The sequence below is a fragment of the Frigoribacterium sp. AC512 genome (assembly GCF_979258295.1).
Map to the genome: position 1 here is coordinate 2,986,347 of NZ_OZ409850.1, position 22,181 is coordinate 3,008,527.

Annotated in this window: 21 protein-coding genes; 5 read left to right on the forward strand and 16 right to left on the reverse strand. The window is 73.7% G+C overall.

What is annotated here, in order from left to right:
- Positions 1-11 precede the first annotated feature (11 nt).
- The 12 genes from hemL to ACZZ97_RS13780 all read right to left on the reverse strand — a co-directional run bounded on the left by hemL (position 12) and on the right by ACZZ97_RS13780 (position 11,449).
- Positions 12-1,358 (reverse strand): glutamate-1-semialdehyde 2,1-aminomutase, encoded by a 1,347-nt coding sequence (gene hemL / locus ACZZ97_RS13725; protein WP_463473512.1) that lies wholly within the window; start codon positions 1,356-1,358, stop codon positions 12-14.
- Entirely contained in the window at positions 1,358-2,347 is a 990-nt protein-coding gene (hemB, locus tag ACZZ97_RS13730; RefSeq protein WP_314103377.1) for a porphobilinogen synthase, read from the reverse strand. Before hemB ends, hemL begins: the two co-directional genes overlap by 1 nt.
- Positions 2,348-2,439: 92 nt before the next feature.
- Positions 2,440-3,237 (reverse strand): uroporphyrinogen-III synthase, encoded by a 798-nt coding sequence (locus tag ACZZ97_RS13735; RefSeq protein ID WP_463473513.1) that lies wholly within the window; start codon positions 3,235-3,237, stop codon positions 2,440-2,442.
- Positions 3,234-4,217, reverse strand: a complete 984-nt coding sequence (gene hemC, locus ACZZ97_RS13740; protein WP_314103373.1) for a hydroxymethylbilane synthase — start codon at positions 4,215-4,217, stop codon at positions 3,234-3,236. The genes ACZZ97_RS13735 and hemC overlap by 4 nt, the downstream gene beginning before the upstream one ends.
- A gap of 4 nt (positions 4,218-4,221) precedes the next feature.
- A complete protein-coding gene (locus ACZZ97_RS13745) occupies positions 4,222-5,445 on the reverse strand; it encodes a ferrochelatase (RefSeq protein ID WP_463473514.1) in 1,224 nt (407 codons plus the stop codon).
- On the reverse strand, positions 5,442-6,179 hold the full coding sequence (gene hemQ / locus ACZZ97_RS13750; protein ID WP_314103370.1) for a hydrogen peroxide-dependent heme synthase: 738 nt from the start codon (positions 6,177-6,179) through the stop codon (positions 5,442-5,444). The genes ACZZ97_RS13745 and hemQ overlap by 4 nt, the downstream gene beginning before the upstream one ends.
- 166 nt (positions 6,180-6,345) lie before the next feature.
- Positions 6,346-6,618 carry a DUF3618 domain-containing protein gene (locus ACZZ97_RS13755; protein ID WP_192040518.1) on the reverse strand — a complete coding sequence of 91 codons (273 nt, stop codon included), beginning with the start codon at positions 6,616-6,618 and terminating at the stop codon, positions 6,346-6,348.
- A 71-nt stretch (positions 6,619-6,689) separates the two neighbouring features.
- Positions 6,690-7,139, reverse strand: coding sequence for a phage holin family protein (locus ACZZ97_RS13760; RefSeq protein WP_314103368.1), 450 nt, complete (start codon positions 7,137-7,139; stop codon positions 6,690-6,692).
- Positions 7,136-7,387: a hypothetical protein gene (locus ACZZ97_RS13765; protein WP_123547434.1), complete on the reverse strand. Its 252-nt coding sequence runs from the start codon at positions 7,385-7,387 to the stop codon at positions 7,136-7,138. The genes ACZZ97_RS13760 and ACZZ97_RS13765 overlap by 4 nt, the downstream gene beginning before the upstream one ends.
- Positions 7,388-7,775: 388 nt before the next feature.
- Entirely contained in the window at positions 7,776-9,191 is a 1,416-nt protein-coding gene (locus ACZZ97_RS13770; RefSeq protein ID WP_463473515.1) for a protoporphyrinogen/coproporphyrinogen oxidase, read from the reverse strand.
- A 13-nt stretch (positions 9,192-9,204) separates the two neighbouring features.
- The gene (hemE, locus tag ACZZ97_RS13775) at positions 9,205-10,269 is read right to left on the reverse strand and encodes a uroporphyrinogen decarboxylase (protein ID WP_463473516.1); all 1,065 of its coding nucleotides are present in this window, start codon (positions 10,267-10,269) and stop codon (positions 9,205-9,207) included.
- Between the two features lie 136 nt (positions 10,270-10,405).
- A complete protein-coding gene (locus ACZZ97_RS13780; protein WP_463473517.1) occupies positions 10,406-11,449 on the reverse strand; it encodes an NADP-dependent oxidoreductase in 1,044 nt (347 codons plus the stop codon).
- A gap of 177 nt (positions 11,450-11,626) precedes the next feature.
- Here ACZZ97_RS13780 and ACZZ97_RS13785 point away from each other — a divergent pair, with 177 nt between their 5' ends.
- Together ACZZ97_RS13785 and ACZZ97_RS13790 are read left to right on the forward strand one after the other, a co-directional pair.
- On the forward strand, positions 11,627-12,919 hold the full coding sequence (locus ACZZ97_RS13785; protein ID WP_463473518.1) for a glutamyl-tRNA reductase: 1,293 nt from the start codon (positions 11,627-11,629) through the stop codon (positions 12,917-12,919).
- 184 nt (positions 12,920-13,103) lie between these two features.
- Positions 13,104-13,511, forward strand: a complete 408-nt coding sequence (locus ACZZ97_RS13790; RefSeq protein ID WP_314104060.1) for an NUDIX hydrolase — start codon at positions 13,104-13,106, stop codon at positions 13,509-13,511.
- A 229-nt stretch (positions 13,512-13,740) separates the two neighbouring features.
- Here ACZZ97_RS13790 and ACZZ97_RS13795 read toward each other — a convergent pair whose 3' ends face one another.
- Positions 13,741-14,514, reverse strand: a complete 774-nt coding sequence (locus ACZZ97_RS13795) for a serine hydrolase (RefSeq protein WP_463473519.1) — start codon at positions 14,512-14,514, stop codon at positions 13,741-13,743.
- 155 nt (positions 14,515-14,669) lie between these two features.
- Positions 14,670-16,634, reverse strand: coding sequence for a M13 family metallopeptidase (locus tag ACZZ97_RS13800; protein ID WP_463473520.1), 1,965 nt, complete (start codon positions 16,632-16,634; stop codon positions 14,670-14,672).
- Between the two features lie 128 nt (positions 16,635-16,762).
- Between ACZZ97_RS13800 and ACZZ97_RS13805 the strand changes: the two genes are divergently transcribed.
- A complete protein-coding gene (locus tag ACZZ97_RS13805; protein ID WP_314103829.1) occupies positions 16,763-18,028 on the forward strand; it encodes a uracil-xanthine permease family protein in 1,266 nt (421 codons plus the stop codon).
- A gap of 2 nt (positions 18,029-18,030) precedes the next feature.
- Complete coding sequence (locus ACZZ97_RS13810; RefSeq protein ID WP_463473521.1) at positions 18,031-19,356, forward strand: MATE family efflux transporter; 1,326 nt, start codon at positions 18,031-18,033, stop codon at positions 19,354-19,356.
- Between the two features lie 15 nt (positions 19,357-19,371).
- Here ACZZ97_RS13810 and ACZZ97_RS13815 read toward each other — a convergent pair whose 3' ends face one another.
- Both ACZZ97_RS13815 and ACZZ97_RS13820 read right to left on the reverse strand, forming a co-directional pair.
- Positions 19,372-20,439: a LacI family DNA-binding transcriptional regulator gene (locus tag ACZZ97_RS13815; protein ID WP_463473522.1), complete on the reverse strand. Its 1,068-nt coding sequence runs from the start codon at positions 20,437-20,439 to the stop codon at positions 19,372-19,374.
- A 190-nt stretch (positions 20,440-20,629) separates the two neighbouring features.
- The gene (locus ACZZ97_RS13820; RefSeq protein ID WP_463473523.1) at positions 20,630-21,352 is read right to left on the reverse strand and encodes a hypothetical protein; all 723 of its coding nucleotides are present in this window, start codon (positions 21,350-21,352) and stop codon (positions 20,630-20,632) included.
- Positions 21,353-21,484: 132 nt separating this feature from the next.
- Between ACZZ97_RS13820 and nucS the strand changes: the two genes are divergently transcribed.
- A complete protein-coding gene (gene nucS / locus ACZZ97_RS13825) occupies positions 21,485-22,180 on the forward strand; it encodes an endonuclease NucS (protein ID WP_123547425.1) in 696 nt (231 codons plus the stop codon).
- Position 22,181: the final 1 nt, after the last annotated feature.

The window sequence follows — 22,181 nt, forward strand, 5'->3', positions numbered from 1 at the left end:
CCGCGGCGCGGCTACGCGCCGGGGGCCGTGGCGGCCGCGGCCGCGCGCGCCGCAGCCGGCACGGCGTCGAGGATCCGCGACACCGTCGCGTCGTCGTGCGCGGCGGTGACGAACCACGCCTCGTACACCGAGGGAGGCAGGGCCACCCCCGAGTCGAGCATCGAGTGGAAGAACGCCGGGTACCGCCAGGTCTGCTGTGCCCGCACGTCGTCGTAGTCGCGCGGCGGGGTCGCCGTGAAGGCGAACGAGAACAGCGAGCCGGCGTGCTGCACGGTGTGCTCGACGCCCTCGGCCGACAGGGCCGCGGAGACCTCGCGCGACAGCGTGTCGGCGACGGCGTCGAGCCGGGCGTAGACCTCCGGGGTCGCCAGGCGCAGGGTCGCGATGCCCGCCGCGACGGCGACGGGGTTCCCGCTCAGCGTGCCGGCCTGGTACACCGGGCCGGTCGGGGCCAGGAAGTCCATCACCTCGGCGCGGCCGCCGAGCGCGGCGAGGGGCATGCCGCCGCCGATCACCTTGCCGAAGGTGACGAGGTCGGGCTGCCAGCCGGCGCCGTCGGGCACGACCTTCGACGCCTCGAGGCCCCACCAGCCGGCCGGGCCGACGCGGAAGCCCGTGAGCACCTCGTCGACGATCAGCAGCGCGCCGTGGCGGCTCGTGATCTCGGACAGGCTGCGGTTGAAGCCGCGGTCGGGCGCGACCACTCCCATGTTGGCGGCAGCCGCCTCCACGATGACCGCCGCGATGCGGGGGCCGTCCTCGTCGAACACGGCGCGCACGGCGTCGAGGTCGTTGTAGGGCAGCACCAGCGTCTGGGCCGCCGTCTCGGCGGTGATGCCGGCCGAGCCGGGCATCGACAGCGTGGCGACGCCGGACCCGGCCTCGGCCAGGAGCGAGTCGGAATGGCCGTGGTAGTGGCCGGCGAACTTCACGAGCAGGTCGCGACCGGTGTAGCCGCGGGCCAGGCGGATGGCCGTCATCGTGGCCTCGGTGCCGGTCGACACCATGCGGATCTTGCCGATCGGGCGGGCGTCGCCGACGGCCACGCGCTCGCGCACCAGCTCGGCGAGCTCGGTCTCGGCGGGCGTCGACGCGCCGAAGGACAGGCCACGGGCCGCGGCCTCCTGCACGGCGCGCACCACCTCGGGGTGGGCGTGCCCGAGGATCGCGGGGCCCCACGAGGCCACCAGGTCGACGTACTCGCGCCCCTCGGCGTCGGTCACGTGCGGCCCCTTCGCCCCCACGAGGAACCGGGGCGTGCCCCCGACGCTGCCGTAGGCGCGCACCGGGGAGTTCACCCCGCCCGGGATCGACTGCTTCGCGCGGGTGAAGAAGTGCTCGTTGGCGTGGTCGCCCATCAGATGTCTCCCTTGCGCAGGCGGGTGGCCAGCTCGGTGGCCCAGTAGGTGAGGATCGCGTCGGCACCGGCGCGCTTGATCGACAGCACGCTCTCGTACGACGCGGCGTCGAGGTCGATCCAGCCGTTCGCGGCGGCGGCGTGCATCATCGAGTACTCGCCGCTGATCTGGTAGGCCCAGACGGGCACCGGGCTCATCGCCGCGGTCTCGGCCAGCACGTCGAGGTAGCTCATCGCCGGCTTCACCATGACGATGTCCGCGCCCTCGGCGATGTCGAGCTCGACCTCGCGGATGCCCTCGCGACCGTTGGCCGCGTCCTGCTGGTAGGTGCGCCGGTCGCCGACGAGCGTCGACTGCACCGCCTCGCGGAACGGGCCGTAGAAGGCCGAGGCGTACTTGGCCGCGTAGGCGAGCAAGGCCGTGCCGCCGAAGCCGGCGTCGTCGAGGGCCTCGCGGGCCGAGCCGATCTGGCCGTCCATCATGCCGCTCATGCCGATCAGCTGCGAGCCGGCCTCGGCCTGCACGATCGCCATCTCGTCGTAGCGGACCAGCGTCGCGTCGTTGTCGACCGAGCCGTCGGCGGCCAGCACGCCGCAGTGGCCGTGGTCGGTGAACTCGTCGAGGCAGAGGTCGGTCTGCACGACGAGGGCGCCCTGCGCCGCGTCGACCGCCACGCGCGTGCCGACGTTGAGGATGCCCTCGGGGTCGGTGGCGCCCGACCCGACCGCGTCCTTCTCGAGGGGCACGCCGAACAGCATGACGCCTCCCACCCCGGCCGCGGCCGCCTCCTCGACGGCACGCGGCAGGCTCGAGAGGCTGTGGTGCACCACGCCCGGCATCGAGCTGATGGCGACGGGCTCGTCGATGCCCTCGCGCACGAACATCGGCAGCACGAGGTCGGCCGGGTGCAGCCGCGTCTCGGCGGTCAGGCGGCGGAGGGCAGGGGTGGCGCGCAGCCGGCGGGGCCGCACGCGGGGGAACTGGGACATGGTCCTTCTCGGGTCGTCGATGGTCGTCGATGTCGGGACCCCGGCACGGTCGAGCCGAGGAGGCGCGGTGCGGGCACCGCGGGAGGGTCGCGTCAGCGTCCCCCTCCGTGCGCGTCGTCGAGGTCGGCCGTGCCGCCCGCGACGGCGTTCTCGACCACCGCCTCCACCAGGGCCGCGGCGGAGCGCGTCTCGGCGATGAGGTGGACGGGCAGCCCGGCCGCACGGGCGTCGAACGCCGTGCGCGGGCCGATGCAAGCCACGACCGTGCTCTCGGGCAGGGGCGTCAGCTGGGCGGCGATCTGCCGTGCGACGCTGCCCGAGGTGACGAGCAGCACGCTGATGTCGCCGGAGGCGACGTCGCGCACCACGTCGTCGGTGACGGGCACGCCGACGGTGCGGTACGCCGAGACGAACTCGGCGTCGAAGCCCCGGGCGGACAGGCCGGCGACCAGGGTCGGCTCGGCGATGTCGGACTGGGGCACGAGCACGCGCCCGGCGACGAGCTCCGACGGCCACTCCTTGACGAGGCCGCGGGCGGAGTTGTCGCCCTCGGGGACGAAGTCGACGTGGTAGCCGGCCAGCGTCAGCGCCGCGGCGGTCGTCTCTCCGACGGCCGCGATGCGCGTCGCGGGGATGGGCCGGATCCCGTTGCCGACGAGCACGTCGACGGTCGTGGCGCTGGTGACGACGAGCCACTCGTAGACGCCCGCCTTCAGTCGCCCCAGCGCGGCGGCGAGCAGCTCGGGCGTCTCGGCGGGCGCGAAGTTGATGAGCGGCGCGATCACGGGTGCCGCGCCGTACGACCGGAGGGACGCCGACACGCCGTCGCCCCACTTGCCGCCCCGCGGCACGAGGACGCGCACGCCCTTGAGCGGCTTGGCGGCGGTCACGACGCGCTCCCCAGGGGGTCCCCGCCCGCGGGCCCCCCGCCGATCGGCGCGAGCTCGGCCGCGCCGAGCTCGAGCAGCTCGTCGACGACGCGGCCGGCCACCTCGTGGACGTCCGCGAGCTGGGCCGTGACGGGCCCCTCCTCGAGCGAGACCGCGTGCGACGAGCTGATGCGGCGCGAGCCGTCGGGGCTGTAGACCGTGGCGCTGAGCAGCAGCAGGCCGGCGTCGACGACGGCGGTCGCGCCGATGGGCGCCGAGCAGCCCGCCTCGAGCCCGGCGAGCACCTCGCGCTCGGCGGTGACGACGAGACGGGTCTCGACGTGCTCGATCGCGCGGAGCCCGCGGGCCAGCTCGTCGCTGGGGTCGCCCTCGCGCACCTCGACGGCGAGCGCGCCCTGGCCGGGGGCGCTGGGCCACGGGCCGAGGCCGAGCAGGTCGGTCACCGAGGTCGAGCGGCCGAGGCGGCCTAGGCCGGCCGCGGCGAGCACGACGGCGTCCAGGTCGTCCTCGAGCCGACGGAGGCGGGTGTCGACGTTGCCGCGGATCGGCACGACCTCGAGGTCGGGACGTCGCGCGAGCAGCTGGGCGACACGACGGGGCGAGCCGGTGCCGACCTTCGCGCCCTGCGGCAGCGTCTCGAGGGTGAGGCCGTCACGGGCGCAGAGCGCGTCGCGGGCGTCGGCCCGGCCCGGGATCGCCCCGATGTGCAGACCCGGGTGGGAGGCGGTGGGCAGGTCCTTGAGGGAGTGCACCAGCACGTCGCACTCGTCGGCGAGCAGCGCCTCGCGCAGCGCGCTCGCGAACACGCCCGTGCCGCCGAGCGAGAGCGACTCGCCCGTCGCCTGGGTGCGGTCGCCCTCGGTGTGCACGCGGACGAGCTCGACGTCGTGGCCGGTCGCGGCCGCGAGGCGCTCCGCGACCGTGGTGGACTGCGCGACGGCCAGCGCGCTGGCCCGGGTGCCTACTCGGAGTGTCGCCACGCTCCTACGGCACCAATCCCGAGACGGCGGGCTTGAACCCGAGGCGCACGTTCTCGCAGCAGCCCGGACGGCACACGTCGTACCAGGGCCCGATGTCGGTGAGGTGCGGGCGGTCGTCGACGGGGGTGCCCTCGACACGCTCGAGGACGAGGTCGACGAGGCCGGTCACGTAGTTCGGGTCGATGCCGGGGGTGGGGGTGCGCGTGGCCCAGAAGCCGTTCTTCTCGCTGGTCTCGAGCGCCTCCTCGTCGAGGTCCCACATGACCTCCATGTGGTCGCTCACGAAGCCGAGCGGCACGATGACGACGGCGCGCGTCGGGCCGCCGGCGAGGTCGTCGATGGCGTCGTTGATGTCGGGCTCGAGCCACGGCATCGAGGGCGGGCCGCTGCGCGACTGGTAGACGAGCTGCCACGGCACGGTCGTGCCGCCGCCGGCGGGCAGGTCGAGCCCGAGACCGGCCTCGGCCGCGGCCATGACGACCTCGGCGACGGCCTTGTGCTGCGCCGCGTACGCGCCCTCGTCGTCGAAGCCGCGCGCCTCGGGACCGCTGCGGGCGGCGTCGGTCGACGGGATCGAGTGCGTCGCGAAGAGCACCTGCACCTCGGTCGCGAGGTCGAGGTCGGCGTTCTCGGCCTGGGCCTTCTCGAGGCCCTCGCGGACGCCGTCGATGAACGGCTGGACGAAGCCGGGGTGGTCGAAGAACTGACGCACCTTGTCGATCATGATCTTGCCCTCGAGCCCGGTGGCCTCGAGCGCCATCGCGAAGTCCTCGCGGTACTGGCGGCACGAGCTGTAGGACGAGTAGGCGCTCGTCGCGACCGCGATGAGCTTGGTGAAGCCGCGCTCGTCGGCCTCGCGCACGGCGTCGGCCATGTACGGGTCCCAGTTGCGGTTGCCCCAGATCACGGGCAGGTCGATGCCGCGCCGCGACAGCTCGCCCTCGAGGGCGACCTTGAGCTCGCGGTTGTGCTGGTTGATGGGGCTGACGCCGCCGAAGTGGCGGTAGTGCGTCGCCACCTCCTCCAGGCGCTCCTCGGGGATGCCGCGGCCGCGCGTGACGTTGCGGAGGAACGGGATGACGTCGTCCTGGCCCTCGGGCCCGCCGAAGCCGGCGAGGAGGATCGCGTCGTAGTCGGTGGGCACGCTGACGTGCTCGGGCCCCTGCGCGGCGGCGGGGGTGGCAGCCCGGACGAGCTGGCCGTTGGTGATGCCGGTGGTGTCGGTCACGACAGGACCTCGATGATCTCGGTGGTGGTGATGCGACGGCCCGTGTAGAACGGGATCTCCTCGCGGACGTGTCGGCGGGCCTCGGTGTAGCGGAGGTCGCGCATGAGGTCGACGAGCTGGACGAGCTCGGGAGCCTCGAGGGCCAGGATCCACTCGTAGTCGCCGAGGGAGAAGCTGGCCACCGTGTTCGTGAGCACGGCGCGGTGCTCGGAGCCCTGCTTGCCGTGGTCGGCGAGCATCTGACGGCGCTCGGCCTCGGGCAGCAGGTACCACTCGTAGCTGCGGACGAACGGGTAGACCGTGAGCCACGCCTCGGGCTCTTTGCCGCGCATGAACGCGGGGCTGTGGCTCCGCGAGAACTCGGCGTCGCGGTGCATGCCCATGGCGTTCCAGGTCGGCAGCAGGCCGCCGAGGACGTCGGTGCGCAGGAGGCGGCGGTACGCCGACTGGATCGCCTCGGGGACCTCGCCGTGCAGCCAGATCATCACGTCGGCGTCGGCGCGGAGGGCGCTGACGTCGTAGAAGCCACGGACGACCACGCCCTCGGAGGCGAGGGAGTCGACGAGCTCGTCGAGCTGCGCGACGTCCTCGTGCTCGGGGGCGTACGGGTTCTGGGGATCGCGGCGGAGCACTGCCCAGAGGGTGTACCCGAGGCGCTCGGCGCCGGGTCGCTCGGCAGGAAGGGAATCGGACGTCGGCAGCTCGGGGACTGGCGAGTCGGCGCTGTGACTCATGGGGCCATTCTCCACCTGTGCGGGCTGGGAGCCCAACCAGGTTGCGACGTCGTCGAGCGATCTCCGGCCGACCGCCCGGGGGCCGTCGGACGGGGCCGTCGGACGGGCGGTCGCGCAGGGGCCGTCGCGCAGGGACCGTCGGGCGGGCTCGCAGCCCGGCTCCCGGTCAGCGCGACCGAACGGCCGCGACGACGACGCCCGCGAGCGCCAGCGCGGCGACGCCGGCACCCGCGACCCAGGGCAGCGGGTCGCGCGAGAACGACGACTTCGCGCGGTGGCCCGCGATCCCGAGCTGCTTCGGGACGTTGAGCTTGTCCTCGAGCTCGTTCAGCGTCGCGGCGAGCTCCGCACGGGTGCGGTCGATGTGTGCCTGGATGTCGCTGCCGTCGGCCTTGTCGGCCTTGTCGCTGCTGTCGTTCTTGGCGGTGCTGTCGCTCACGGGGTCTCCGATCGGTGCGGGCGGGGAGGAGGGGTCGAGCGGGGCTCGCAGGGAGTCGCGGAGGCGGCGGCTCAGAACTCGGTGACGTCGTGCCCCGGGATGGTCCCGACGCCCTTGACGGCCTTGAGGTCGCGCTTGAGGCTCGCGATCGTCTTCTCCGGCACGGCCGGGAGGCCCTTCTTGATGCTCTTGTAGCCGAGGAACGCCAGCAGGGCGGCGACGAGGAGGAGCACGAAGGCGACGATCAGCGCCGACAGCCAGCCGGGCAGCCAGATCGCGATCAGCAGGACGATGCCCGTGAGCAGCACCCCGAGCATGGCGAAGACGAAGACGAGCGCGCCGACGAGGAACCCCGCACCGATGCCGAAGGCCTTGAGCGTGCCGATGATCTCGTACTTGAGCAGGGCGAGCTCGCCCTTGACGAGGTCGGTGACCAGGCTGGGGACGTCCTGGACCAGGGCGAAGAACGAGCGCGACTTGGAGCCGCGTCGGACCTTGTCGCTCCGGGTGGAGTCGGTCACTTCTTCTTCTTCCCGCCTCCGACGGCCTTGACGGCCACCGTCTTCACGCCGTTGACGACCGCGTCGACCGCGTCGGCGGCCTTGGCGCCCGCGAAGTCCTCGGCCTTGACGACCTGCCGCTGCACGGCGCGGCTGTTCCACAGCTTCGACGAGTTCGCGGCGATCTGCTCGTAGCGCTCGTGGCCGGCGCGAGCGCCCAGCACGAATCCGACGGCTGCTCCGGCGACGAAGATCAGTTTGCCTCGCATGTCGCTCCATTCATGTGTGGGGGCGCACGGACCGGTGCCCGACGCGCTGTCCCAATGTAGCCCGGTGCCGCCCGCCGCCGCCCGGACGCGCCCGTGCTCGGCCGCTGCGCGGGTCGACTTGACCCGCCGCGCCTCCTCCGCTGCCCCGAGCGCGCAGCTGCGGCCACATGTCGGCGGGTAGTGGCCGCCCGCGGCGGGTCGCAGTCGCCCGCGGCCGGTCGTGGCCGCCCGCGGCGGGTCGCGGTCGCCCACGGCGGGTCGCGGTCGCCCGCGGCGGGTCAGGGTCGCCCGCGGCGGGTCGGCGCTGACCCGCCGGGGCTGACGGGAACCTGCCGACATCGAGCAGCACCCGCCGCCGGCGGCACGGACCCGCCGACCGGGGGCCGGATCAGCGGGCGACGAGGTCGGCGGCGGTGCGACGCGCGTGGGCGATCACGGCGGCGAGCCCCCGACCGGCCACGGCGCCGCCGACGCGGACGACGCCGTCGGGCAGGGACGAGGAGGCGCCGGCCGCCTCCTGCGGGAGGGGTGCGGACCACTCGACGCGCGCCGCGTCCTCGACCGTGGCGGGGTCGAGCGGCAGCCCGAGCAGCACCGACGCGTCGGCGAGCGCCGTGGAGCGCAGCTCGTCGTCGCTCGTGGCCGCCGTGACGACAGGGGAATCGTAGCTGAGCCGGAGGACGTGCCGACCGTCGGCCCGCTCGGCGAGCCACGGCCACTTGGCCGTCGCGTGGGTGAGCGCCTTGGCGCGCACGCCGTCGGCACCGGGCGCCACGAGCACCCCGGTGCCGCGGGGCGCCGCGTCGAGGCGGTCGTCGCGCAGCACGAGCGTGGCCAACGTGATGAGTCCCGCGGCGTGGGCGGGCCGCCCGCCGAGCACGCGTCCCGCGCCGTCGCCGACCGCGAGCACGACGACGTCGGCCTCGAGGCGCTCGGGTGCGGTGCCGTGCTCGTCGTGCACGACGTGGTCGCTGCCGGTCGCCGTCACCGAGCCGGTCGCCGTCGCCGAGCCGGTCAGCGTCACCGACCGCGCGTCGAGCACCGCGACGTGGGCCCCGAGCCGCACCTCGACGCCGAGGCGGACGAGCTCGGCGACCAGCGCCTCCGCCAGGCTGGCCATGCCGCCGCGCAGCCCGGCGACCGCGGAGCCCGCCGGTGCGAGCGCGCGCACCCTGAGCACGGCGCCGGCCAGCGAGCCCTCCCGCCGCAGCGCCGCCCGGAGGCCGGGGGCGACCCGGTCGACGGAGAGCAGGTCGGGGTGCACGGAGTGGACCCCGCCGATGATCGGGGTGACGAGCCGGTCGAGCACGGCGTCGCCCATCCGCACGCGGACGAGGCCGCCGACCGAGGTCTCGTCGGCGCCGACGTCCCCCGCCGCCGCGTCGAGCCGCGCCGCCTCGCCCGTGCCCGCCGCGCCGACGACCGCGACGACGTCGTCGGCCGTCAGGTCGCCGGGGATGCCGAGCAGGCCCGTGCGGGGCAGGGGGAAGGCCTGTCCGGCGCCGTGCTGCACCCAGGCCCCGCGCGGGTCGGGCAGCACGACGTCGCCGCCGAGCCCGAGCTCGTCGAGGTACGCCTGCACCGTGCCGCCGCGGGTCGCGAAGCTCTCGGCGCCGGCGTCGAGGGGCAGGCCGCCGACGACGTGGCGGCCGACCTCGCCGCCGAGCCGGTCCGAGGCCTCGACGAGCGTGACGGCGACGCCGGCTGCCGCGAGGTCGCGCGCGACCACGAGGCCGGCGACGCCGCCGCCCACCACGAGGGCACGCTGCGCGGCCGCCCCGGAGGAGCGGGTCGCCTCGGTCACTGTCGCGCGCCTCCTACAGGGTGTGGGCCAGGGCCACGATGCGGGTCAGCACGTCGGGGTCGGTGTCGGGTCCGACGCCGTGGCCGAGGTTGAGGACGTGCGCGGGGGCGGCACGGCCCCGGCGGACGACCTCGCGGACGTGGGCCTCGAGCACCGGCCACGGCGCCTGCAGCATCGCCGGGTCGATGTTGCCCTGGACGGGCACGCCGCCGCCGAGTCGCCGCGAGGCCTCGTCGAGCGGGATGCGCCAGTCGACGCCGACGGCGTCGACCCCGACGCCGTGCATCGCCCTCAGCACCTCGCCGCTGCCGACGCCGAAGTGGATGGTCGGGACGTCGAGGTCGGCCACGTGCGACAACGCCCGGGCCGAGAACGGCGCCACGTGCTGCTCGTAGTCCGACAGCGACAGGCTGCCGACCCACGAGTCGAAGAGCTGAGCGGCGCTGGCGCCGGCGAGCACCTGGGCGCGGAGGAACGCCCCGGTCACGTCGGCGGCCCAGCCGAGCAGGGCCTGCCAGGTCTCGGGGTCGCTGTGCATGAGGGCGCGGGCGCGGATGTGGTCCTTCGACGGGCCGCCCTCGACGAGATAGGCCGCCAGCGTGAAGGGGGCACCGGCGAAACCGATCAGGGGGGTGTCGCCCAGCTCGGCCACGGTGCGGGCGACGCCCTCGGCGATCGGGGCCAGCGCCTCCTGCTCGAGGGGACGCAGCGCGGCGACGTCGTCGGGCGTGCGGATCGGCTGGTCGAGCACGGGACCGCGCCCGGCGACGATGTCGACGCCGACCCCCGCGAGCTTGATCGGCACGACGATGTCGCTGAAGAAGATGCCGGCGTCGACGCCGTGGCGACGGACGGGCTGCAGGGTGATCTCGCTCGAGAGCGCCGGGTCGAGGCAGGCGTCGAGCATCGCCGTGCCGACGCGCAACGCGCGGTACTCGGGCAGCGAGCGGCCGGCCTGGCGCATGAACCAGACGGGCAGCACCTCGGGCCGGTCGCCGCGCAGGGCACGGACGAGGGACGAGGAGGCGGTGCGGCCGGAGAGGAGCGGGTGCGTGTCGGGCAGGGTCACGTGCCCCATTGTCCCACCCGGCCGCTGGGCAGCGCCGGGATCGAGGTGACGCGGCCGAGGGGTGCGCGTCGGACGCACTCCCCCGGAGCGTCACCTCGATGTCGGACCGCGGTCAGACCGCGGTCAGGACCAGGTCAGGACCAGGTCAGACCGCGACGACCATCTTGCCGACGTTCTCGCCGCGCATCAGGCCGGTGAACGCGTGGAACGCCGAGTGGATGCCCTCGACGACGGTCTCGTCGTGCACCACCTCGCCGGCCGCGAGCCACGGGCCCATCTCGGCCTGGAACGCCGGAGCGACGTGGCGGTAGTTCCCGAGCGTGAAGCCCTTGAGCATCAGGCCGCGGGTCACGATGTTGGTCGTGCCGGTGATGCCGACGGGCGCGCCGGTCGCGTTGTAGCCGGCGATCGAGCCGCAGAGCGCCGCCCGGCCGCCGTCCCGGAAGCTGGCCAGCGCGGCCGACAGGTGGTCGCCCCCCACGTTGTCGAAGTAGAGGTCGATGCCCTCGGGCGCGGCCTCGGCCAGCAGCTCGGCGACGTCGCCGTCCTTGTAGTTGAAGGCCGCGTCGAAGCCGTACTTCGAGGTGAGCAGCTCGACCTTCTCGGCACTGCCGGCGCTGCCGACCACGCGGGAGGCGCCCTTCAGACGGGCGATCTGGCCGACCATGGTGCCGACCGCGCCTGCGGCGCCCGAGACGAAGACGACGTCGCCCTCGCGGATGCCCGCGATCTCGGTGAGCCCGACGTAGGCCGTCAGGCCGGTGAGGCCGAGCACGCCGAGGTAGGCCGAGAGCTCGACGCCGGGCGCCGGCTCGACGGCCCGGAACGACGAGGAGGCGCCCTGAGCGACGTCGCGCCAGCCCAGGTCGTGCTGCACCACCGTGCCGACGGGCAGGTCGTCGGACGCGGACGCGACGACGCGGCCGATCGCGCCGCCGGTCATCGTCTCGCCGAGGGCGAAGGGCGGCACGTACGACTTCACGTCGTTCATCCGGCCGCGCATGTACGGGTCGACCGAGAGGAACTCGTTGGCCACGCGCACCTCGCCCGCCGCGAGCGCGGGCAGCTCGACCTCGACCTCGCGGACGTCGTCGGTGGTCGGCTCGCCGTGCGGCCGGGCGACGAGCTGCCACTGCGTGCTCGTGGCGGTGCTGCCGGAGTCAGTGGTGCTGGTGGTGCCTTCGGTCATGGTGGTGCTCCTCTGGTCGTGCGGGGCCCCGGTGATGCGAGGCCGTCTGCCAGGCTGACAGGCACCTCCTGAACGCGCGCTGCGGAATGTGCAGCCTGTGCACGGATCACCTGTGCACAGCCTCGACATCGAGGCAACCCCCGGGTTCGACCGGCGCATGAGAGTTATCATCGACGGGTGCTCATCTGCCTCACGGCGTCCCACCGGAACGCCAGCTTCGACCTCCTCGAGAAGTTGAGCATCGGCGCACCCTCCGCGGCGAGCACCCTGGTCGACGCGAACGACTTCGTGGGCGGGGCCGTCGTGCTCGCGACCTGCAACCGGTTCGAGGCCTACGTCGACGTGGAGGAGCCCCTCACGGCCGCTGCCTCCGTCGCGGTGGAGGCCACCATCAGCACCATGAGCGAGGCCAGCGGCATCGACGCCGACGAGATGCGCGACAACGTCCGCGTCATCACCGGCGACGAGGTCGTGGAGCACCTGTTCGCCGTGAGCTCGGGGCTGGAGTCGGTCGTCATCGGCGAGGACGAGATCTCTGGCCAGGTCCGCCGGGCCCTCGAGGCCGCCCGCACGCGCGGCACGACGTCGCGCGACCTCGAGCGGCTGTTCCAGAAGGCGTCCCAGACATCACGCGGGGTCAAGAACCGCACCAACGTCGGCGGGGCCGGGCGCTCGCTCGTCCGCCTCGCCCTCGAGCTCGCCTCGTCGCGGGTGACCGACTGGGCGCAGGCGCGGGTGCTCATCGTCGGCACCGGCCAGTACGCCGCCACCACCGTGGCCGCGCTGCGCGACCGGGGCGCGGGCGACCTGGCCGTGTTCTCGGCGTCGGGCCGCGCCTCCTGGTTCGGGCTCAAGCACGACCTGCGCCCCTTCGACGACCTTGCCGAGGCCATCTCGTGGAGCGACGTGCTCATCACCTGCACCTCGACCACCGAGCCCGTCGTCGTGCCCGAGGTCGTCGACGCGTCGCGCCGCCTCGTCATCGACCTCGGCCTGCCGCGCAACGTCGACCCCCTCGTCGCCCGCGTGCCCGGGGTCGAGCTGCTCGACCTCGAGACGATCAGCCTGCACGCCCCGATGGCCGAGCTGACCGCCGCCGACGACGCCCGCGCACTCGTCTCGAGCGCCGCCGCCGAGTTCCACGCCGTCGCCGCCGAGCAGTCGCTCACCCCGGCCGTCGTCGCGCTGCGTCGCCACGTCTTCGACCTGCTCGACGCCGAGATCGAGCGCGCCCGGTCGCGCGGCGACTCGTCCGAGCGCACGGAGTCGGCACTGCGACACCTCGCCGGCGTGCTGCTGCACACCCCGTCGGTCCGGGCCCGCGAGCTCGCCCGAGAGGGGCGCGGCGAGGAGTTCCGCGACGGCCTCGAGTCGCTGTTCGGCCTGACCGACACCCGCGCGGCCGCCGTCGAGCCCGCCGTGCTGCGCCCTGCCGCCGACGAGCGGCTCCGCGACCGCGACGTCAGCTGACGCGCCCCCGGCTCTTCCGCTCCTCCCTGCTTCCGCTCCTCCCCGCTCTCACCACCTGTAATTTGCGCGTGATCCCGTGTCGCGGACCTCGGGACAGCAGCAAGTCCGGGTGCGCCGACGCAGATCACTCGCGTCTTGAGGGCCGGATCACGAGCGCCGGGTCGTGATGCGGCACGATGGGCGGATGGACCCGATCGTCGTCAGTGCCCTCGTGCTGGTGCGCGACCGGCGCCTCCTCATGGTCACTGCTCGCGGACGCGACGTGCTCTACCTCCCGGGCGGCAAGCAGGAGGCAGGCGAGACCGGCGAGGACGCCCTCGTCCGCGAGACCCGCGAGGAGGTCGGCCTCGAGCTCGACCGCTCGTCACTCCGCGAGCTCGGCACCGTCCGGACCCAGGCCCACGGCGAGCCCGAGGGGCGCGAGGTGCACATGCGCCTCTGGTCGGCGACGCCGACGGACGACGGAGCCGAGCCGTCGCCCTCGGGCGAGATCGGCGCACTGCACTGGGTCACGTCGGCGGACGCTCACCGCTGCCCTCCCGCAGGCGTCGAGACGCTGCGCGTCGCGGTCGAGCTCGGCCTGGTCGACTGACCCGCACCCGCACCCGGGCCCTGCCGCACCCGAGCCCGGGCCCTGCCGCAGCCCCGGCCCTGCCGCAGCCGCAGCCTCTTTCTGCCGCTGCAGAACCCGACCTCGTGTGCTGCAACAACGGGAATTCCCCGTGTTGTACGGCCCCCGAGGGCAGAGCGGTCGGCATTTGCCGGTCGGCATTTGCCGGTCGGCACCTGCGGGGCGCGAATGGGCCCGGGCGGCCCGCGCGTCAGCGGACGCGGGCGAGCAGGTCGACGCCGACCGCTCTGGCCCCGGCGAGCACCCGGAGGCGGCGCTCGAGCGTGAGATCGTCGAACGTCATCGTCACGGCGTAGGCCACGCCGGCCCGCGGCCCGCGCAGCACCCCGAGCTCGGACCGCACCCCGCGGTCGCTGCCCACCGCGTTGACGAGCTGCAGGTCGTGGTCGGTCCGGCGGTGCGACACGGGGTCGAGGCCGAAGGGCGCTGCGACGAACGACAGGTCGACCCCGAGCGACAGCCAGCCGAGCACCCGGCTGCTGACCGCGGACCCGACCACCTGCCCCTGCGCGAGCAGGGCCGTCAGCTGGGCGAGTTCCCGGGTCGAGCCGACGGAGGGGGCAGGCGCGTCGTCGGGACCGCGCTCGGACCGGATCTCGTCGAGCAGTGCGGTGTTCCGCACGCCCAGGTCGTCGGCCCTGGCCCGGACCGCCTCGAGCCCGACCCTGCCGAGCAGCGCGTTGACGGCGGCGGGGTCGCGCACGGCCCCGACGAGGGCGGCCGCGTCGGTGACGGCCAGCCGACGCCGCTGCAGGTACGACCAGATGCCGCCGCCGCCGAGGGCCGCCCGGCTGCCCGGACCGGCGATGCGCTCGAGCTCGTCGAGGGCGCCGAGCCGGCCTGCCTCGATCTGGGCGCTGACCTCGATCAACAGCAGCACCGCCCCGAGCTGCCCCACGGGCAGCACGACGCAGTCGTCGACGGCGAGCAGCTCGGTGCCGTCGTCGAGGTCCCAGACCGACACGGAGACCTGCACGCCGTCGGCCGCGAGGTCGCCCAGGGCCGTCAGCGCGCCCCCGAGACCCCCCGGAGGCGAGGGCGGCGCGTGCCGCCCCGCCTCGACGGCCTCGTCCGACCTGCTGCTGTGCCGGCCCGTCCGACCCTCCGCGGCCGGCACGGCTACCAGATCGTGACGCGCTGCTCGGCAGGGAGCCAGAGCGCGTCGGACTCCGTCAGCTCGAACGCGTCGTAGAAGTCGTCGATGTTCCGCACGATCTGGTTGCAGCGGAACTCGTTGGGCGAGTGCGGGTCGATCGACAGCAGCCGGATGGCCTCCTCGTCGCGGAGCTTGATCTGCCACGCCTGCGCCCAGCTGAGGAAGAACCGCTGCGCCCCCGTCATCCCGTCGATCACGGGCGCCTCGGCACCGTCGAGCGAGATCAGGTACGCGTCGTACGCGATGGACAGCCCGCCGAGGTCGCCGATGTTCTCGCCGATCGTGAGCGCGCCGTTGACGTGGTGCTCGGGCACCTGTGCCGGGGCGAGGGCGTCGTACTGCGAGATGAGCGAGGTCGTGAGGCGCTCGAAGGCCTCGCGGTCCGCCGGGGTCCACCAGTCGGTCAGCTTGCCGTCGCCGTCGTACTTCGAGCCCTGGTCGTCGAAGCCGTGGCCGATCTCGTGGCCGATCACGGCCCCGATCGCGCCGTAGTTGGCCGCGGCGTCGCGGCTCGCGTCGAAGAAGGGGAACTGGAGGATGGCCGCCGGGAACACGATCTCGTTGAAGCCGGGGTTGTAGTAGGCGTTGATGGTCTGCGGCGTCATGAACCACTCGTCGCGGTCGATCGGCTGGCCGATCTTGCCCAGCTCGCGGTCGAAGCCGACGACGGCCGAGGCGCGGACGTTGCCGACGAGGTCGCCGGGGTCGACCTCGAGGGCCGAGTAGTCGCGCCACTTCACGGGGAAGCCGATCTTGGGCGTGAACTTCTCGAGCTTGTCGAGGGCCCGGGCCCGCGTCTCGTCGGTCATCCACGACAGGTCGGCGATGCTGCGGCGGTAGGCCTCGACGAGGTTGTCGACCAGGACGTCCATCGCCTCCTTCGCCTCGGGCGCGAAGTGGCGCTCGACGTAGATGCGGCCGACGGCCTCGCCCATGGCGCCCTCGACGAACGAGACGCCGCGCTTCCAGCGGGCCCGCTGCACGGGGGTGCCCGTCAGGGTGCGCCCGTAGAAGTCGAAGTTCGCCTCGACGAAGGCCGACGACAGGTACGCGGCGAACGACCGGACGACCTGCCAGCGCAGCCAGTCCTGCCAGGCCGGGAGGTGCTCGTCGGTCATCAGCCCGGCCAGGCCCGTCACGAACGAGGGCTCGCGCACGACGACCTCGTCGAAGACGCCGGCGGGCGCACCCACCGCGTCGCGCCACAGGCCGAGGTCGACGCCCTCGGCGAGCGCGGCTGCCTCGGACCACGGCAGCAGGTTGTAGGTCGCGTCGCTGTCGCGGGTTGCGACGTTGTCCCAGTGGTGCGACGCGACGGCGGTCTCGAGCTGCATCACGCGCGAGGCGCGCTCGTCGGCGTCGTCGAGGCCCGCGAGCCCCAGCATGCGCGAGATGAAGGCCACGTAGGAGGTGCGGATCGCCTCGCTCTTCTCCTCGCGGTAGTAGGACTCGTCGGGCAGCCCCAGGCCGCCCTGCTCGACCTGCACGACGTACCGCGTGGGGTCGCCCGGGTCGTTGTCGACGAAGAGCTGGACGAAGCTCGCGACGCCCTGCTTCTCGAAGGCGCCGACGAGGCGGAGCAGCCCGGGCACGTCGTCGACGGACGCGACCGTCTCGAGGAGCGGGCGCAGCGGCTCGGCGCCGAGCGCCTCCACCCGGGCCTCGTCGGTGAAGCTGGTGAACAGGTCGCCGACCTTGCGGGCCTCGGTGCCCGGCTCGGCCGACTGCGACTCGTGCACGATGTCGCGGACCGCCGCCTCGGCCTCTTCTGCGAGGAGGTAGAAGGAGCCGTAGCGCGCCTTGTCGTCGGGGATCTCGGTCCGCTCGATCCACCGCCCGTTGACGTGGCGGAACAGGTCGTCCTGAGGGCGCACGCCCGGGTCGAGCTCGTCGGTGGTGATGCCGGAGGACAGTGCGTCGGTCGTCATGTCCGCCAGCCTAGGCGGGGCCGGCGACGCCGCGCCCGACGTAGCAGGGCCTGTGCAGAGCGCCCTGCCCCTCCACAGGCGCGGTGCAGGAAACGAGCAGGAAACAGCGCGCCGCTACAGTTCTGCCCATGGCACTCCCCTGGGCACTGCACGGCGACGGCAAGACGGTCGACTCCACCGAGATCGTCGCCCCGGAGGAGCGGCTCACCTGGCCGCGCACCATCGGCCTGGGCGGTCAGCACGTCGTCGCCATGTTCGGCGCGACGTTCCTCGTGCCGATCATCACGGGATTCCCGCCGAGCACGACCTTGCTCTTCTCGGGCATCGGCACGCTGCTGTTCCTGATCATCACGAAGAACAAGCTGCCGAGCTACCTCGGCTCGTCGTTCGCGTTCCTGGCCCCGATCGGGGCCGCGACCGCCGTCGGCGGCATCCCCCTCGCGCTCAGCGGCATCATCGTCGTCGGCACCCTGCTGGCGATCGTCGGCGTCGTCGTGCACCTCGCCGGCACCCGCTGGATCAACGCCTTGCTGCCCCCGGTGGTCAGCGGCGCGATCGTCGCCCTGATCGGCTTCAACCTGGCTCCCGCGGCGCGCGACAACTTCGCGCAGGCCCCGCTCACCGCGGTCATCACCCTCGCCGCCGTCGTGCTGAGCGCCGTGCTCTTCAAGGGCCTGCTCGGCCGCCTGTCGATCTTCGTCGGCGTCGTGGTCGGCTACGTGGCCGCGGTGCTGCTCGGCGAGGTCGACTTCAGCGCGGTCGGCGACGCCGCCTGGGTCGGGCTGCCGACCTTCACGGCGCCCGCGTTCGACCTCGCGCAGCTGCCGATCTACCTCGGGTTCCTGCCCGTGGTGCTCGCCCTGATCGCCGAGAACGTCGGACACGTCAAGGGCGTCGGCCAGCTCACGAAGCGCGACCTCGACCCGCTGACCGGCCGTGCGCTCTTCGCCGACGGCCTGAGCACCGTGCTGGCCGGTCTCGGCGGCGGCTCGGCCACCACCACCTACGGCGAGAACATCGGCGTGATGAGCGCCACGCGCGTGTTCTCGACCGCCGCGTACTGGGTCGCGGGCGTCGTCGCGATCCTCCTCGGCCTCTCGCCCAAGATCGGCGCCGTCATCTTCACCATCCCGCCGGGGGTCCTCGGCGGCGTGACGACGGCGCTGTACGGCCTGATCGGCGTCATCGGCATCCGCATCTGGGTCGAGAACAAGGTCGACTTCAGCCGCCCGAAGAACCAGCTGACGGCCGGCGTCGCCCTGATCATGGGCATCGCCGACTTCACCTTCGCGCTCGGCGGCGCGAGCTTCGGCGGCATCATCCTCGGCACCGTCGCCGCGATCGTCGTCTACCACCTGATGACCGTGGTCGGCCGCCTCCGGGGCACCGACTAGACGTGCGCCTCCGGTCGCCGCTCGACCGCGAGATCCTCCGCCTGGCCCTGCCCGCGCTGGGCGCGCTCGTCGCCGAGCCGCTGTTCCTCCTCACCGACACGGCCCTCGTCGGGCACCTCGGCTCCGTGCCCCTCGCCGGGCTCGGCGTCGCGAGCGTGATCCTGCAGACCGCGCTCGGCCTGCTGATCTTCCTCGCCTACGCGACGACCCCGACCGTCGCTCGGCGCCTCGGCGCGGGCGACCGCCGCGGGGCGATCCGCGCCGGCGTCGACGGCCTGTGGTTCGCCCTCGTCGTCGGCGTGGCGATCGCCGTGGCGGGCGCGTTCGTCGCCGAGCCGCTCGTCGGCCTCTTCGGGGTCGACGGCGACGTGGCCCGGGCCGCGACGACCTACCTCTCCGTCTCGCTGATCGGCCTGCCGGGCATGCTCGTCGTCATCGCGGCGACGGGCCTGCTGCGCGGCCTGCAGGACACCCGCACGCCGCTCGTCGTCGCCGGCGTCGGGTTCGCGGCCAACGCCGCCCTCAACGCGCTGTTCCTCTACGGCTTCGGCTGGGGCATCGCGGGCTCCGCGGCAGGCACCGTCGTCGCGCAGTGGGGCATGGCCGCCGTCTACGTCGTCATCGCCGTCCGGGCGGCGCGCGACGTCGGGGCCGACCTGCGTCCCGGCCTCGCCGGGGTGGGCCGGACCGCCCGCTCGGGCGCGTGGCTGCTGGTGCGGAACGCGGGTCTGCGTGCCGCGCTCGTCGCGACCGTCGCGGCCGCCGCCTCCTCGGGGGTCACCGGCCTCGCCGTGATACAGATCGCGCTCACGCTGTTCAGCACGCTGGCGTTCGCCCTCGACGCCCTCGCGATCGCGGGGCAGGCGATGGTCGGGCACGCGCTCGGCCAGGGCGACCGCGAGCGGGTGAGGGCGATCACCCGACGCCTCATGCTGTTCGGCGTCGGCGGCGGCGTGCTGCTCGGCGCCTTGCTCGCCATGCTGGCCCCGGTGCTCGCGCCCGTCTTCAGCAGCGACGAGGGGGTGCGCGCACTGCTGCCCTCGGTGGTGGTCGCGATGGCCGTCGGGATCCCGCTGGCGGGCTTCGTCTTCGTGCTCGACGGCGTGCTGCTCGGCGCCGGCGACGCTCGCTACCTCGCCGTCGCGAGCGTCGTCAGCGTGCTGGTCTACCTCGCGCTGCTGCTCCCGGTGGAGGCGCGGGTCGGCCCCGGCACGGCCGGCGCGGTCGCGCTCTGGCTCACGTTCGGCCTCGGCTACGTCGGTGCCCGCGCGGTCACGCTCGGGCTGCGGGCCCGCACCGACCGCTGGATGGTCGTCGGCGCGCGCTGACCCGCGACCGCGGCGTCAGGCGCGCGGCGGCGCCGTCGTCGAGCCCGGGCGGAACACGCTCGTGAAGATCGTGCCCGTGGCGGCCTCGCCGGCGAGCAGCGCGAGCACGGCGCGACCGGCCGCGCGGCCCTTCTCGACCGCCGGCTGCACCACGGTGGTGAGGTCGGCGGCCCGGGGGTCGTCGAGCCGCACCCCGTCGTAGCCCACGACGCTGAGGTCGCCGGGCACCGAGAGCCCGAGGTCCGCCGCCGCGGCGATGACGCCCGAGGCCAGCAGGTCGCTCTGGGCGATGATCGCCGTCGGCCGCTCGGACGCGGGCACGTCGAGCAGGTGCGTACCGGCCCGGTGCCCCTCGGACGTCCAGCTGCCGCGCGTGACGAGCCCGCCGGCGTCGGGGTAGACCAGGCGCGTGCCGCGCAGTCGCTCGAGGGCAGGCCAGGTCGTGCCCGCCGCGACGCGTGCGTCGGTGATCTCCCCGGTCTCGCGGCCCGGGCCCAGCTCGAGCGCGACGACGGCCACGCGGCGGTGGCCGAGGTCGTGGAGGTGCTGCGCCAGCAGCCGGGACGCGCCCACGTTGTCCTCGCCGATGTCGAGCACGCCCTCCATCGGCGGCGCCTCGATCGACACCAGCGGGATGCCGCGGCGTCGCACCGTCGACACGGACGCGTCGAGTCGCGTGCTGCAGCCGAAGAGGACGAGCGCGTCGACCGGGGCGTCGAGCAGCCGGGTGTGCTCGCCCTCGGTCTCGGTGAGCAGCAGCAGGCTGTTGTCGGCGGGGCCCGTGACGTCGGCGATGCCGTCGAGCATCGCGACGTTGATCGGGTCGCGGAAGGCGTTGCTCAGGGTGTCCTCGAGGACGGCGCCGACGATGCCCGAGCGGCCGCGGCGCAGCGACCGCGCACGGGGGTCGGGCCCGCCGTAGCCGAGGTCGGCGGCGACGGCCAGCACGCGGCTGCGCGTCTCGTCCGAGACGGGGCCGGCACCGCTGAAGGCCAAGGAGGCGGTGCTCGCGCTGACCCCGGCCGCCCGCGCGACCGCGGCGAGGGTCGGCCTCGCGGCGACGTCGCCCTCTGCCCGGCTCATGGTGCCGCAGCCTAGCCGACGGCCCCCGGGACCACGGCTGGGCCGGGACCGTCGCCTCCTCCGTCGCCGCAACTCAGGAGATGGCGGGCCCGAGTTCCTGATCCGTGCACGACTCAGGACTCGCACGCCCCCCATTGCGCAGCTCAGGACCGATCTTCCTGAATGAGGAGAGGGAAGGGAGGAGGGGAGGTCAGCGCTCGTCCGCGCCGAGGGCCACCGCGTAGTCGGCGACGAGCACCGGGACGTCGTCCCACTCGCCGTAGTGGGCGGCGACCTCGACCAGGTCGACGATGACGCCTCGGACGTCGTCGGAGATCGCGGGGACGATGCCGTGCACCCGCATCGCCGTCGTCGTGCCCAGCACCGAGAGCGGGGTGACGATCTCGGCGAGCACCTGCCGACGACTCGCCTCGGGCAGCGTGAGCACGAGGAGCCGGACGAGGTCGAGCAGGTGGGCGAGGTCGGGCGGCAGCACGAGACCGTGACGAGCCCTCGCCGAGATGGCGGGCCCGGGCTCGGGCAGGTCGTCCAGCGAGGGACGGCGCGCCGCGACCACGGACACGACGCCGACGAGCCTGCGCAGCAGCACCTCGTTGTGGCGGCGGTGCCAGACCACGACGGCGCCGCCCGTGAAGGGGTTCGTGTTCACGAGCCCGGCTCGCCGCAGGTCGTGCAGGGCGAGCCGGACGACGCTCTCGTCGACGCCGTGCTCGACGGACGCTGACCGGACGTCGACCTCGTCACCCGGCACCCAGCGCCCCACGGCGACGTCGGCGAGCAGCATCTCGACGACCTCGTCGACCGGCCGGAGCAGGTCGACAGGGTCGGAGGAGGCGCACCGTCGGCAGCGGGGGACCGGCGCGACACGAGCGGCGCCGTCCGTGCTGGTCGGGATCTGCGTCGTGTCGGTCATCGGTGTCGTCCCCTCGTTCTCGCCCGGTCGTTCCGGACGAGCAAAACGTATTTCAGATTTCTAATCTAGTCAATATATTTTGCAGAACGTGAAGTGTGCTGATCACCGAGCACCGGACCCTAGGATCGTCGGGTGCGTCTCGTCATTGCCCGCTGCTCGGTCGACTACGCCGGCCGGCTCAGCGCCCACCTCCCCCTCGCCACCCGACTGCTCATGGTCAAGAGCGACGGCAGCCTGCTCGTCCACTCCGACGGCGGCAGCTACAAGCCGCTGAACTGGATGAGCCCGCCGTGCACGCTGACCGTGCTCGAGCCCGACGCCGACCAGCAGGAGGCGGGGGTCGTCGAGCTCTGGAAGGTCACGCAGGCGAAGACCGCCGACATCCTCGTCGTGTCGATCCACGAGGTGCTGCACGACTCGTCGCACGAGATGGGCGTCGACCCCGGGCTCACGAAGGACGGCGTCGAGGCCGACCTGCAGAAGCTGCTCGCCGAGCAGATCGACCTGCTGGGCGAGGGGCACGTGCTCGTCCGCCGGGAGTACATGACCGCGATCGGGCCGGTCGACATCCTCGCCCGAGACGCCTCGGGCGCCGCCGTGGCCGTCGAGCTCAAGCGCCGCGGCGACATCGACGGGGTCGAGCAGCTCACGCGCTACCTCGAGCTGATGAACCGCGACCCGCACCTGGCGCCCGTCACCGGCGTCTTCGCCGCACAGGAGATCAAGCCGCAGGCCCGCACCCTCGCGCACGACCGCGGCATCCGCACCTTGCTGCTCGACTACGACGCGATGCGCGGGCTCGACGACTCGCACTCGCGGCTGTTCTAGC